Source organism: Saccharothrix syringae (assembly GCF_009498035.1).
GTDB lineage: Bacteria > Actinomycetota > Actinomycetes > Mycobacteriales > Pseudonocardiaceae > Actinosynnema > Actinosynnema syringae.
Genome location: NZ_CP034550.1, coordinates 5,617,473 through 5,630,367 on the forward strand (window position 1 = coordinate 5,617,473; position 12,895 = coordinate 5,630,367).

9 protein-coding genes are annotated in these 12,895 nt (G+C 75.5%); 2 read left to right on the forward strand and 7 right to left on the reverse strand.

The window, feature by feature from the left end:
* Positions 1 to 25: 25 nt before the first annotated feature.
* From EKG83_RS24355 to EKG83_RS24380, 6 genes are all read right to left on the reverse strand, one after another.
* On the reverse strand, positions 26 to 2,875 hold the full coding sequence (locus EKG83_RS24355) for an AfsR/SARP family transcriptional regulator (RefSeq protein WP_033435757.1): 2,850 nt from the start codon (positions 2,873 to 2,875) through the stop codon (positions 26 to 28).
* A gap of 277 nt (positions 2,876 to 3,152) precedes the next feature.
* Positions 3,153 to 3,290: a hypothetical protein gene (locus tag EKG83_RS24360; protein ID WP_153278343.1), complete on the reverse strand. Its 138-nt coding sequence runs from the start codon at positions 3,288 to 3,290 to the stop codon at positions 3,153 to 3,155.
* A gap of 109 nt (positions 3,291 to 3,399) precedes the next feature.
* The gene (locus EKG83_RS24365) at positions 3,400 to 5,628 is read right to left on the reverse strand and encodes a rhamnogalacturonan lyase family protein (protein ID WP_153278344.1); all 2,229 of its coding nucleotides are present in this window, start codon (positions 5,626 to 5,628) and stop codon (positions 3,400 to 3,402) included.
* Positions 5,629 to 5,829: 201 nt separating this feature from the next.
* The gene (locus tag EKG83_RS24370) at positions 5,830 to 6,849 is read right to left on the reverse strand and encodes a LacI family DNA-binding transcriptional regulator (protein ID WP_033435771.1); all 1,020 of its coding nucleotides are present in this window, start codon (positions 6,847 to 6,849) and stop codon (positions 5,830 to 5,832) included.
* Positions 6,850 to 7,075: 226 nt separating this feature from the next.
* A complete protein-coding gene (locus tag EKG83_RS24375) occupies positions 7,076 to 7,933 on the reverse strand; it encodes a hypothetical protein (RefSeq protein ID WP_033435758.1) in 858 nt (285 codons plus the stop codon).
* Between the two features lie 67 nt (positions 7,934 to 8,000).
* Positions 8,001 to 8,435 (reverse strand): peptidase inhibitor family I36 protein, encoded by a 435-nt coding sequence (locus tag EKG83_RS24380; protein WP_033435759.1) that lies wholly within the window; start codon positions 8,433 to 8,435, stop codon positions 8,001 to 8,003.
* Positions 8,436 to 8,644: 209 nt separating this feature from the next.
* Here EKG83_RS24380 and EKG83_RS24385 point away from each other — a divergent pair, with 209 nt between their 5' ends.
* Positions 8,645 to 10,168, forward strand: a complete 1,524-nt coding sequence (locus EKG83_RS24385) for an AfsR/SARP family transcriptional regulator (protein WP_051767044.1) — start codon at positions 8,645 to 8,647, stop codon at positions 10,166 to 10,168.
* Positions 10,169 to 10,285: 117 nt separating this feature from the next.
* Positions 10,286 to 12,547: an ATP-binding protein gene (locus tag EKG83_RS24390; protein WP_228122183.1), complete on the forward strand. Its 2,262-nt coding sequence runs from the start codon at positions 10,286 to 10,288 to the stop codon at positions 12,545 to 12,547.
* A gap of 18 nt (positions 12,548 to 12,565) precedes the next feature.
* On the opposite strand, the gene EKG83_RS24395 is transcribed toward EKG83_RS24390, so the two are convergent.
* Positions 12,566 to 12,886: an L-rhamnose mutarotase gene (locus tag EKG83_RS24395; RefSeq protein WP_033435760.1), complete on the reverse strand. Its 321-nt coding sequence runs from the start codon at positions 12,884 to 12,886 to the stop codon at positions 12,566 to 12,568.
* Positions 12,887 to 12,895: the final 9 nt, after the last annotated feature.

A 12,895-nucleotide genomic window follows, 5' to 3' on the forward strand; every position in this document is an offset into this window, starting at 1 on the left:
GCCCCGGTGGTGCCCGGCGCGGCGATCAGCGGGAAGACCCGGCGTAGTCGGCCGCCAGCCGCTCCTGCAGCCTGGCGTGGCGGAACTGGTAGACCGCGCCCACCTGCCGCAGCACGCCGCGGCGGTGGGCGTCGTCCAGGAAGGTCATCAGGCGTGGTGGGGTGCGGCCGGTGGCGGCCAGCCACAGGCGGCCGGCGCACCAGGCGCCCCAGGCCCGCGACAGGCCGACCGTCAGGCCCGCGGCCAGGCCGAACAGCACGCCGGCGGCCAGGGCTTCGCCGGGGCGGTCGGCGCGCGGGAAGACCTGGCCGCCCACCAGGACGCCCGCGGCGCCGTAGATGAGCACGCCCGGGCGGCCCGCGAGGAACCGGCCGAGCATCGCCGCGGCGAAACCGCCCGCCAGGGCCAGGACCACGTCGAACCTGCCGCCCCACCACGAGGTGAAGCGCACCTCCTCGGTGTAGGCGAAGGCCAGGCCGTAGAACAGGCCCAGGCACAGCGCGAACGACACCGTGAACGCCAGCGCCGCCGCGCGGTCCGTGCGCAGCAGCGACCCGGGGTCGACGGCGCGGTGCACCTCGGCGGGGGCGGCCAGCCAGACGTGCACGCCGAAGCCGAAGCCGAAGACCACCGCCAGCAGCACGACCACGCCCGGGGAGAGCGCCCACGCCAGGCCGAAGCCGACGCCCACCACGACGCCGATGGCGAACCGCCCGCCGAACCTGGCGCCCGTGCCGCGCACCCGGAACTCCACCCGCAGCGGGCCGGGGCGGTCGCCGTGGCGGTGCGCGAGGACGCCGGCCGCCGCGAACGCCAGGCCGTAGACCAGGGCCACCCGCGGGCCGCCCGCGACCAGGCCGGTGAGCGCGTACAGCACCGCGGGCGGCAGGCCCAGGACCAGGCCGGTGGGCAGGGCGCGGTCCGGTCGCCACCACTCCAGGTCGCGGGTGCCGCGCCGCTGGAGGTGGTCGGCCAGGAACGACAGCCACCGCTGCGCCCGCCCCGGCTCGTAGCGCGGCGGGCGGGCGTGCGGCGACGGGTAGGCGGGGCGCTCGGCGTACACCGTGGGCAGGTAGGCGTCCAGCAGGTGCGCCTCGACCGAGGCGGTGTCGGGGAACCGGCACAGCTCCGCCGGGCTGGAGGCGGGCGAGGCGTACGCGGTGCGGGCCAGGTTGACCATCAGCGGGGTGCTCAGCGCCCGCGCCAGCGGGCCGTCGGGGTCCTGCCGCAGCCGGTCGACCACCGGCTGCCACCGGGTTTCGCCGACCGGTGCGCGGGCGGTGAGGAACGCGGCCGCGTCGTCGGGCGCCACCGGTTCGATCTCCACCACCGACGCCCCGGTCAGCAGCGCGCCCGACTCCCGCACGGCCCGCTCGTACTCGGCGCCGCGGCTGGTCAGCGCCAGGGCGGGCACGCCCGCGGCGGCCCGGTCCACCGCGTCGACGGCGGTGGCGTGCAGGTCGGCGGGCATCTCGTCCAGGCCGTCGAGCACCGGCAGCACGCGGCCGGAGACCACTAGTCCGGCCGCGGCGCCCGGGCCGTAGGCGGCGGTGTTGCCCAGGCCGGGGTACTCCTCCAGCAGCCGCCGCGCCAGCCAGGCCAGCAGGTGCTCCCGACGCGGGTCCCAGGACGTCGGCGACAGCAGCACGGGCACCGGCTGGTCGGGCGTGCGGTCGGCGAGCAGGCCCAGGGTGAGCAGGATGGCCAGCACGGTCTTGCCCGCGCCGGGTTCGCCCAGCACCACCAGGCGACCGGTCGGCACCGCCCGGAACGCGGCCACCACCTCGGACAGGTCGCCGCGCGGGGCCGTGGTGCGCCGCGGGCCGGTGGTGACCAGGCGACCGGTGCAGGCCCACCGGACCCGCACCGGTTCGGGCCGGCGCAGCGAGCGCAGCTCCGCCTCGGCCGTCCACTGCCGGGTGACGGCGGCGGCCAGGTCGTCGGCCGCGCGGACCAGCGGGTCCGGGGTGGCGGAGCGGGTGGCGACGGGGTCCGGGGTGGCGGGAGGTGCGGCGGCGGCCCTGTTGGAGTGGACGGCGGCCCCGTCGGGGTGGGCGGCGGTCCCGTCGGGGTGGGCGGCGGTCCCGTCGGGGTGGGCGGCGGTCCCGTCGGGGTGGGCGGCGGTCCGGTCGTCGTGGCGGGGGCCCGCTGCGTCGCGCAGCACGGCCAGGTGCGCCTGCCGCACCTCGGGGCCGGGGTCCACGCCCAGCTCGTCGGCCAGCCGGGTGCGCAGCGCGGTGAACACCGCCAGCGCGTCGGCCTTGCGCCCGCTGCGGTCCAGCGCCAGCATCAACCGCGCGTGCGCGCGTTCCCGCAACGGGTGCTCGACCGCCAGCGCGGACAGCTCCTCCACCACCTCGCAGTGCCTGCCCAGCTCCAGCCGCCACTGCGCGCACAGCTCCACGGCGTCCAGGCGCTGCCCGTCCAGCAGCACGGCCCGGGCGGCCAGCACCGGCGACCCGAGGCCGTCCAGCGCCGGGCCGCGCCACAGCGCCAGCGCCTCCTGCACCGCGTCCACCGCCTCGGCGAGCCCACCGCCCGCCGCCAGCTCGCGGGCCGCCGCGACGCCGCGGCGGAACCGCGCCCAGTCGAGCCGGTCCTCACCCGCGGTGAGCCGGTAGCCGGGGCCGTCGGTGACGATCAGGCCGTGCTCCCCGAGGCGGTCGCGCAGCGCCGAGACGCAGTTCTGCACCTGCTTCGCCGCGGTCGCGGGTGGCCCGTCGGCCCACACCGCCTCCACCAGCCGCGCGATCGGCACGACCGCCCGCGGTTCCAGCAGCAGCGCCGCCAGCACCCGCTGCTGCCTCGGGCTGCGCACCTCGACCCGCTCACCGCCGGACCGCACCTCCAGCGGCCCGAGCACGCGGAAGTCCATCCCCACCCCCTGCGCAAGCCGGCGCCCCGACCAGTCTACGCAGGCTCTGAGCTGCGAAAACGTTATTCCGCGCGAGTGGTGGTGACAAGACGGGGACAACGTGATGACGGGCCGGGCCACCGTGGGGACCGTCGACCGGCGACCGGTACCGGCCATCGGAGGGGATGGGACGCCGACCGACCGGGGGTGATCCGTCCGCGGCGTCCCGTCCCGAGGGACGCCGCGGACGGCAGCACGGCGGACCGGCCCCGCCGGGCAACGGCGGGTGCGGCCCGGTTCAGTCCCGCTCGACCTGCTCCGCCGCGGCGTCGACCTGCTCCGCCTCGACCGGTACCGGCGCGGACGCGATGCCCGTGACCAGGTCCGGACCACCCCACTGCCGGTCGTCGGACTGGACCAGTCTGTGCTTGGCCATGGTGCTACCTCCGCTCGATCCCCGGGCAGGTACCCCGTTCGGCCGCCGCTCACACCCGAACGGCCGGTGACCCACCCCACGGGGACGGGTCACCGGCTGCGGAGGGTGACTAGCCCGCGTAGTACACGTCCGGCCACGGCGGGGTGGCCATGCCGTTGCCGATGTGGAAGCTCGGGTGCGGCGGCTGGTTGTAGGCGGTGTTCTGCCAGGCGATGGCGACCCGGTACATGGTGTCGTGCATCAGGGTCGGGATGCGCCGGTCGGTCTGGTTCGGCGTGGCGTAGACGCGCAGCGCGGTGTTGTCGCTGGTGGGCCAGACGACCTCCTCGCGCCAGTCGCCCAGGATGTCACCGGACAGGGACGGGGTGGCCTTGGTGCCGTTGTTGGAGTGGACCCCCGAACCGGTGAGCAGGCGGGTGTCGCCGCCGGTGCCGTACTTGTCGACGCGGGTCTGGTCGAGCAGTTCCCGGGTGGGGTCGCCGTCCCACCAGATCAGGAAGTTGGTCGAGGACGGCTTGCGGCCGACGTTGGCGCCGGAGGGGCTGCGCAGGCTGCCGTCGGCGCTGGACCAGGACTCGGCGCCGGGGCTGCCCGCGTAGATGTCACCGGACACGCCGCGGCCGTTGTCGCTGCCCGACGCGGTGGTCCACAGCCGCTGCCCGGTGCGGGCGTCGGCGAACCAGGACCCCGGCTTGGAGGTGTCCTCGGAGACCTTGAAGTACTCCAGGCCCGGCCGCGACGGGTCCAGGTCGCCGACGTGGGCGGCATCGCCGTGCCCGAGGCCGGTGGTCCACAGGCCGCGGCCGTTGTCGTCGATCGCGGCGGCGCCGTAGACGATCTCGTCCCGGCCGTCCTGGTCGACGTCGGCGATGCTCAGGGCGTGGTTGCCCTGGCCCGCGTAGCCGGAGTTGCCCGAGGCGTTGGAGTCGAACGTCCAGCGCTTGGTGAGCTGCCCGTTGCGGAAGTCCCAGGCCGCGATGACCGCGCGGGTGTAGTAGCCGCGCGCCATGATCAACGACGGGCGGGCGCCGTCCAGGTACGCGGTGCCCGCCAGGAACCGGTCCACGCGGTTGCCGTAGCTGTCGCCCCACGACGAGACCGTGCCGCGCGGCGGGTCGTAGTTCACCGTCGACACGGCCGCGCCGGTCAGGCCGTTGAACATGGTCAGGAACTCCGGACCGGACAGGATGTAGCCGCTGGAGTTGCGGTAGTCGGCGCTCGCGCTGCCGATCACGGTGCCGCGGCCGTCGCGGGTGCCGTCGGCGGTCTTCATCGCCACCTCGGCCCGGCCGTCGCCGTCGTAGTCGTAGACCTGGAACTGGGTGTAGTGCGCGCCCGCCCGGATGTTGCGGCCGAGGTCGATGCGCCACAGCCGGGTGCCGTCCAGGCGGTAGGCGTCGACGTAGACGTTGCCGGTCACGCCGCTCTGCGAGTTGTCCTTGGCGTCCGCCGGGTCCCACTTGAGCACGAACTCGTAGTCGCCGTCGCCGTCGAGGTCGCCGACGCTGGCGTCGTTGGCGCTGTAGGTGCTGCCCGGGGACTGGATCGGCACGTCCAGGTAGCCCGAGCCGAACGACAGCGAGGCCGGCGAGGCGGGCTGCTCCACCCCGCCCACGACCGCGCGCACGGTGTAGGAGGCGTCGGCGGCCGCGCCGCTGTCCAGGTAGTTCGTCGAGGCGGTGATCGGTGAGGAGTTGACCTTCGTACCACCCCGGTAGACGTTGAACCCGACGTCCCTCGGGTCGCCGGCCAGCAACCGCCAGCTCACCAGGTTCGCGCTGCCCGACCGGATGCTGATCACGCCCCGGTCCAGCCGCTCGGCCTGCTTGCGGCCCGTCGGGTCGCTCGGCGCGGGGCCGTTGGTCGTGGTGGTCGTGGTGGTCGTGGACGTGGCGGTCGTCGTGGTGGTCGTGGTCGGCGCGACGCCGGTGCACGGGGTGCCGTTGAGCGTGAACGACGTGGGCACGCCCACGCTGGTGCCGGTCGTCGTGCCGTTGAAGCCGAACGACACCGCGCCACCGGTCGGGATCGCGCGGTTCCAGTCCACGTTGGACGCGGTCACGCTCGCGCCCGAGGCGGCGAACTCCGCGTTCCAGCCCTGCGCGAACCGCTCGGCGCCGGGGAAGTCCCACACCAGGCGCCAGCCGTCGACCGGGTCGCCCACGTTCCTGATCGTGACGTTGGCGGAGAACCCGCCCTCCCACCTGTTCTGCACCACGTAGTCGACGCCGCAGCCCGGGGCGGCGGAGGCCACCCCCGCGACCACCAGGCCGCCCGTCAGCGCGCTGATCGCCGTGGCGGCAGCGATCGCCCGCACCCTGAACGAGTTGGTGAGCACCGTTGCTCCATTCGCACTCGGGTTCTGGGAGCGCTCCCAGAAAGTTGCCGGGTAACGCCCTGTCTCCGCCACATGACAGCACCGGCGCACCGACAGCGTCAAGGATGAAACGATTCATCACTGTCCCGGTCCCGCGATGCGAACATCCGGGCGGAGCAGAGGATTTACCCCCTGCAACGGTTCAACGGCTGAACTTTTGTCTCAACGGCGGACCTTCCGGCTGGAGTCGCGCACCACCAGCTCCGGGGCGAACAGCACGTGCCGGTGCCGGTGCTCCCCCGGCGTCATGGTCTCCGCGATCACCAGCTCCGCGGCGGTGCGGCCGATCAGCTGCCGGGGCTGGCGCACCGAGGTCAGCGGCACGGCCGCGGCCGCGGCGAAGTCGATGTCGTCGTAGCCGACGATGGCGATCTCGTCGGGCACCCGCACCCCGGCCCGCACCAGCACCTGGAGCACGCCCAGCGCGAGCAGGTCGTTGGCGCAGAACACCGCGTCCGGCCGGGTGGAGCGGGCCAGCAGCTGCTCGGCCGCGCGCTGCCCGCTGGCCACGTTGAGCGCGGGCACCTTCAGCTCCTCCAGCACCGACTCCGCCCGCCCCGCCTTGCGCACCGCGTCCAGCGCGCCCTCCAGCCGCTGCCGGGCCTGGTGGATGTGCGAGGGCCCGTTGACCATCACGATCCGCCCGTAGCCCTCGGCCAGCAGGTGGGTCAGCGCCAGCTCGCCGCCCGCCCGGTCGTCCACCGCCACCGAGCACAGGTCCGGCTCGTCGGTCGGGTGGTCGAGCAGCACCACCGACATGCCCCGGGCGCGCAGCCTGCGCACCGCGGCCAGGTCGGTGTCCACGGGGGTGATCAGCACGCCGTGCACCCGCTGCTCGGCCAGCAGCTCCACGTGCCTGGCCTCGCGCTGGGCCGACTCGTCGCTGTTGCACAGGATGACCGCGTGCCCGGCGTCGCTGGCGGTGTCCTCCACGCCGCGCGCCACGTCGGTGAAGAACGGGTTGCCCACGTCCAGCACCACCAGGCCGATGGCGCGCGGCGTGCCCGAGCGCAGTTGGCGGGCGGCGTCGTTGCGCACGAAGCCCAGTTCCTCGATCGCGCCCAGCACGCGCTCGCGGGTCGCCGGCGCGACGACCTCGGGGCGGTTCAGGACGTTGGAGACGGTGCCCACGGACACCTTCGCGCGCGTCGCCACGTCGCGAATGCTCACCGGTGACCCCACCACGCCTCCTCGGCGGCAGAAAAGGTGTGAAGGACGCGAGCCTACCCGGCGACGGCACGTCCGGCCGCGCGCGGCCCGGTGTGATCATAACGGGTGCGAGCAGCGTTAAATCGTTTCACCTGGTGGGTGGGTGCTGATCTTGGGGATGGGGCGCGGCTGCCGCGGGGTCGAGGTGCGGCGGGCCGGGTCGGGTCGAGTGGGGCCGGGTCGGGCAGGCCACGTCGGGTTACCCCTCCTCCGCCCTGGCGGCCGCGGCGCTCCACTCCCCCGCGACGCGGCGCAGGTCCTCGCGCTCGCCCTCGGGCATCCGCCCGACCAGCTCCCGCTTGATCCGCAGCACCAGCTCGGGCACGCCGAGCAGATCGGCGCAGTCGCCATCGGCGACGGCGGTGGCGATCTCCCGCGCGCGCAGCTCCTCCGTGGCCCCCCGGGCGGCGTAGAGCTGCCTGAGTTCGTCCTGTGCGTCCTCCGACGAGTCGACCGGGAAGCCGCGGTCGGCCATGCACGCGGCCCAGGGGCCGACCGACTCCCGGTAGCGGGGGTCCTCCCCCACCTGCTCGGCCACCTCCCGGTGCAGCACCGGTGGCAGGTAGGTGATCTCGGCCCACCGGACGACGTCTCCGTAGAGGGCCTGCTGGGCCGCGGCGGTGCAGCCGCCGCCGGGGAAGGACACGACGGAGTCGGCGTCGCCGACCCGGATCGCGCGCCGCTCGCGCTCCTCGCCCAGCAGGGCGCGGTCGTAGGCGGTGCGGCCGGCCTCGTCGAGGCCGCGCACGTACGCGTCGCCGGCGGGCACGTCCCCTGGTTGCGCCGCGTACTGCGCGTAGAGGCCGTAGCCCCGGGTGCGGCGGTACTCCGGGGTGAACTGCTCCTCCGGGCGGCGCTCGGCCTCGGCCCGGAGGGGAAAACCGCGCTCGGCCATGCACCGGGCGATGAGGCGGTGCTCGGCGGAGGCGAGGGCCTGGTCGCGCCGCTCGTAGGAGCCGGTCCTGGTGAGCAGGTCGAACGACGGGTCCTCGGCCGGGGCGGTGCAGGCGGCGACGGCCAGCACGAGGAGCAACGGCAACGCGGGGCGCAGCGGCACGACGACCTCCGGGCACTCGGGGTGCCCCGCCGACCCCGCGGTCGGGTCGGCGGGGCGGGTGGCGGTGTCAGACGCAGTTGGACCAGGAGTTGGAGCTGGCCGCGTCGTTGAAGCCCCAGTCGGCCAGGTTGGAGATGCCGACCTCGCGGTTGAGGCCGATGTTGCCCAGCGTGCCGAGCGTCCGGTTGAAGCCGTCCCACAGGTAGGCCCAGCAGGACCTGCCGTGGTTGTAGACGGAGGACGCGCAGTTGTTCCAGGTGTCGCCCGGGCAGCTGCCGTGGGCGAACACGCGCCAGTCGTTGTTGGTGCCGGCCAGTTGGCCCGGCCCGTCGCGGTACCCGCTGTTGACCCAGAAGCAGACGTTGCCGAGGTCGCAGCCGGCGGGCGCCGCCATGGCCGACACCTCGTCGACCGTGCGCTCGACCGGCTCGGCGTTCGCCGCCACGGCCGAGCCGAACAGCAGGAGTGCGACCCCCGCGAGCAGGAGCAGAACGCGTTTCATCGGTTTCCCCTCTCCTCGACGCGCCCGGCGGGCCGGACGGGACCGCTGCGGTGGGCGCGTCGGCGACGAGGCTGGCCGACGCGGATTGGCTGCGACTTGGACATGTCTTGGACCCGCTGCTCACGGCCGTGGCCGGCCCCTTCGGCGGCTGTCGGCGGTCGGTGCGGGTGACATGATGTGCGGCTTGACGCCTCACCACGGGGGGAGCTGTGGGGGTTGAACTCAGGCTGCTGGGGGACGTGTCCTGCCTGGTCCGCGGGATCGCGCTGGACGTGGGCCACCGGCGTCAGCGCAGCGTGCTGGCCGCGTTGCTGGTCGACGCGAACCGGCCGGTGCCGGTGGACGCGCTGATCGACCGGATCTGGGCGGAGAAGCCGCCGGTGCGGGTGCGCACCACGTTGTACGGGTACGTCCACCACCTGCGGCGGGCGCTGGACGCCACCGCCGAGGCGCGGGTGGTGAGCAGGCCGGAGGGCTACTGCCTCGCCGTGGACCCGGCGGCGGTGGACGTGCACCGGTTCCGGCAGTTGGCCGAGCGGGCGCGTGCCGACGACGACCAGGCGCTGTTCGACGCGGCGCTGGGGCTGTGGCGGGGCGAGCCGTTCGCGGGGCTGGAGTCGCCGTGGTTCGACGCGGTGCGCGAGCACCTGCTCCAGGAGCGGCTGGCCGTGGAGATGGATCGCAACGACGCGGCGCTGCGCGGCGGGCGGCACCACCGGCTGCTCCCGACGCTGTTCGCGATGGCCGAGGAGCACCCGCTGGACGAGCGGCTGGCCCACCAGTTCATGCTCGCCGCCTACCGCAGCGGGCGGCAGGACGAGGCGCTGCGGCGGTTCGACGCGATCCGCGCCCGCCTGGCCGACGAGCTGGGCACCGACCCGGGGTCGACGCTGCGGGCGCTGCACCACCGCATCCTCACCGGCGACCCGGAGCTGCGGCAGCAGGTGGTGGCGCGCCGGCCCGTGCCGCGCCAACTGCCGACGCCGCCCCGGCTGTTCGTCGGCCGCACCGACGAGCTGGGGGCGCTGGACCGCTGCCTGACCGCGGGGTCCGACGCCTGCCCGGCCGCGGCGATCGCGGTGGTGCACGGGCCTCGCGGCATCGGCAAGACCGCGCTGGCGCTGCGGTGGGCGCAGGCGCGGACGCACCTGTTCCCCGACGGCCAGTTGTACGCCGACCTGGGTGGTGCGCACGGTGACCCGGCCGCGGCGCTGCGCGGCTTCCTCGACGCGCTCGGCGTCGCGCCCGGCGCGGTGCCGCCGGACCCCGGGGTGCGCGCGGCGCTGTACCGCAGCCTGGTCGCGGGCAGGCGGGTGCTGGTGATGGTCGACGACGTGGCCGACTGCGGGCAGGTGCTGCCGCTGCTGCCCGGCAGCGCGGCGAACACCGTGCTGATCACCAGCCCCGCCCCGCTGACCGACCTGGTCGCCACGCACGGCGCGCACTGCGTCGGGCTGGGCGCGCTGGGGCACGGCGAGTCCCGGCAGCTGCTGGCCGGCCACCTCGGCGAGCAGCGGGTCGCCGCGGAACCCGCGGCGGTCGTGGCGGTGCTGTCGCGCAGCGCGGGCGTGCCCTCGGCGCTGAGCCGGGCGGCGGCGCGGGCGCTGGCGCGGCCGGACCTGCGCCTGTCCGCGGTGGACGCCGAGTTCGACCGCCCGAGCACCGGGCACACCACGACGCTGCGCCGCCGGGTGCGGCGCAGACCGGCGACGCTCTCGCCGCGGCGTTCCTGAGCGCGACGGGAGCGCGACGGGTTCGGGCGAGCGGGTGAATCGCGGCGACGGCCCGGTGGTGTGGTAGAACGCTGGATGCACCAGTCGACGACCGGATCGGGAAGGTGTCCTCCGGTGGTGCCTGCCGCGCCCGGGCAACCCGACGACCCGGGGCCCGCCGTCCGCGACGGCGGGCCCCAGGTCGAGGTCCGCAACGCGGTCTCCGGTGACGCGGGCTCGGTGGTGCAGGTCGGGGTGGTGCACGGTGACGTGCACCTGCACGCGCCCTCGCCGCCGTCCGCGCCGGTGGTGCCGCGACAACTGCCCGCCGCGCCGGGGGTGTTCGCCGGGCGGGTGGTGGAGCTGGCCGCGCTGGACCGCGTCCTGGGCGGTGACTCGGACGTTCCGGTGGCGGCGGGCAGGTCGGTGGCGGGGAAGTCCGCGGCGGCGGGTGGTCCGGCCGGCAGGTCGGTGGTGATCTCGGCGATCGGCGGTGCCGGCGGGATCGGCAAGACCTGCCTCGCCCTGACCTGGGCCCACCGCAACCTCGACCGCTTCCCGGACGGCCAGCTGTTCGTCGACCTGCACGGCTTCAGCCCCACCGGGCAGCCGACCGACCCCGCGGACGCGGTGCGCGGCTTCCTCACCGCCCTCGGCGCCGACCCCGACGGCCTGCCCGCGGACCTGGACGCCCTGGCCGGGTCGTACCGGGGTCTGGTGGCCGGGCGGCGCGTGCTGGTGGTGCTGGACAACGCCGCCACCGCCGACCAGGTCGTCCCGCTGCTGCCCGGCACGCCCACGTGCACCGTGCTGGTCACCGGCCGCACCACCCTGCCCTCCCTGATCGACCGGTACGGCGCCCGCCACCTGCACCTGGACGTCCTCACCCCCGCCGAGGCCCGAACCCTGCTCGCCGCCCGCCTCGGCGGCCGGCTGACCGACGACACCGTGACCGACGACCTGGTCGAGCTGTGCGGGCGCCACCCGCTCGCCCTGGCGATCACCGCCCGCCACGCCGCCACCCACCCGCGCGTCCCGCTCGCCGAACTCGCCGCCGAGCTGCGCGACCTGGGCCTGGAAGCGCTCGACCACGACACGGACCCGGCCGCCAGCCTGCCCGCCGTGCTCTCGTGGTCCCTGCGCCGCCTCACCGACGAGCAGCGGCGGGTGTTCGCGCTGCTCGGCACCGCCCCCGGCCCCGACATCGACCTGCCCGCCGCCACCTCGCTCACCGGTCTGCCGCCGGCCCGGACGCGCAAGGCCCTGCACACCCTGGAGGACGCCTCCCTGCTCGACCGGCGCCCGCACGGCCGCTACGCGATGCACGACCTGGTCCGCGCCTACGCCGCCACCACGGCCCACGACCTGCCCGAACCGGTGCGGCGGGCGGCGCTGGACCGGGTGGTCGACCACTACCTGCACACGTCCCACACGGCCGAACACCTCCTGCAGCCCCACCGCCCGCCGATCCGGCTCGCCCCGCCCGCCCCCGGGACCGACCCCGAGCCGCTGCCCGACCACGCCGCCGCGCTGACCTGGCTGGACACCCACCACCCCCACCTGCTCGCCGCCCAGCGCACCGCCGCCGCCCACCACCGCCACCAGACCGTCTGGCACCTGGCCTGGACCCTCTACACCTTCCAGCGCCGGCGCGGGCACCGCCACGACGCGCTGGCGGTGTGGCGGACGGCCGTCGAGGCCGCCGAGCGGCTGCCCGACCCCGTCGCCCGCATCCGCAGCCACCGGCTCCTCGGTGACGCCCACGCCGACCTCGGGCAGCACGAGCGGGCCATCGGGCACCTGCACCGGGCGCTCGAACTGGCCGAGCACCACCACGACCCCCTGGAGCAGGCGCTGACCCACCACATCCTCGCGCCGGTGTGGGGGCGGTCGGGGGACGACCGGCGGGCCCTGGAGCACTCCCGCCGCGCCCTGGAGTGCTACCGCGCCGTCGGGCGGCCCGCGTGGGTGGCCTCCGCGCTCAACCTGGTGGGCTGGTACGCCGCCCGCCTGGGCGACCACGACACCGCCCGCGACCACTGCCGGGCCGCGCTGGCCCTGCACCGCCGCCACCGCTACCCCGAGGGCGAGGCGGCCACCCTCGACAGCCTGGGCTACGTCGAACACCTCACCGGGCACCACCGGCGGGCCGTCGACCACTACCGGCGGGCGCTCGCGCTGTACCGCACCCTGGGCAACGCCGCCGAGACCGCCACCACCCTGGACAACCTCGGCCACCCCCTCGCCGCCCTGGGCCGACCCGACCGGGCCCGCGCCGCGTGGCGGGAGGCGCTGGAGCTGTTGCGGCAGCAGGGCCGCGACGCCGAGGCCGAACGCGTCCGGCGGCAGCTCGACGACCTCGGGCCGGCACCGGGGGAGGACGGGCGCGACGACGGGTGACCCGGGCCGGTCCCGCCCTCAGTCCAGGTGGAAGACCTCGGTCAGGGGGCGCATGGCCTCGTCGGGGTCCCGGCCGTCGAGGGCGGTGAAGAACTCGGCCATCTCGGCCTGCCACCGGTCGTTGACCTCGCGGTCGCGCATGCCGCGCCGGGCGGCGTCCCAGTCGGGGGTTTCCAGGTAGCCGACGAGCAGGCCGTCGTCGGCCAGGAAGAGGGTGTAGTTGCCCCAGCCGGTCTCCCGCAGCGCCCGTCGCATCTCCGGCCACACCTCGCGGTGCCGTTCGCGGTACTCGGCCATCCGCTCGGGGCGGACCCGCAGCAGGAAGCACACACGTCGCACGTCGACCTC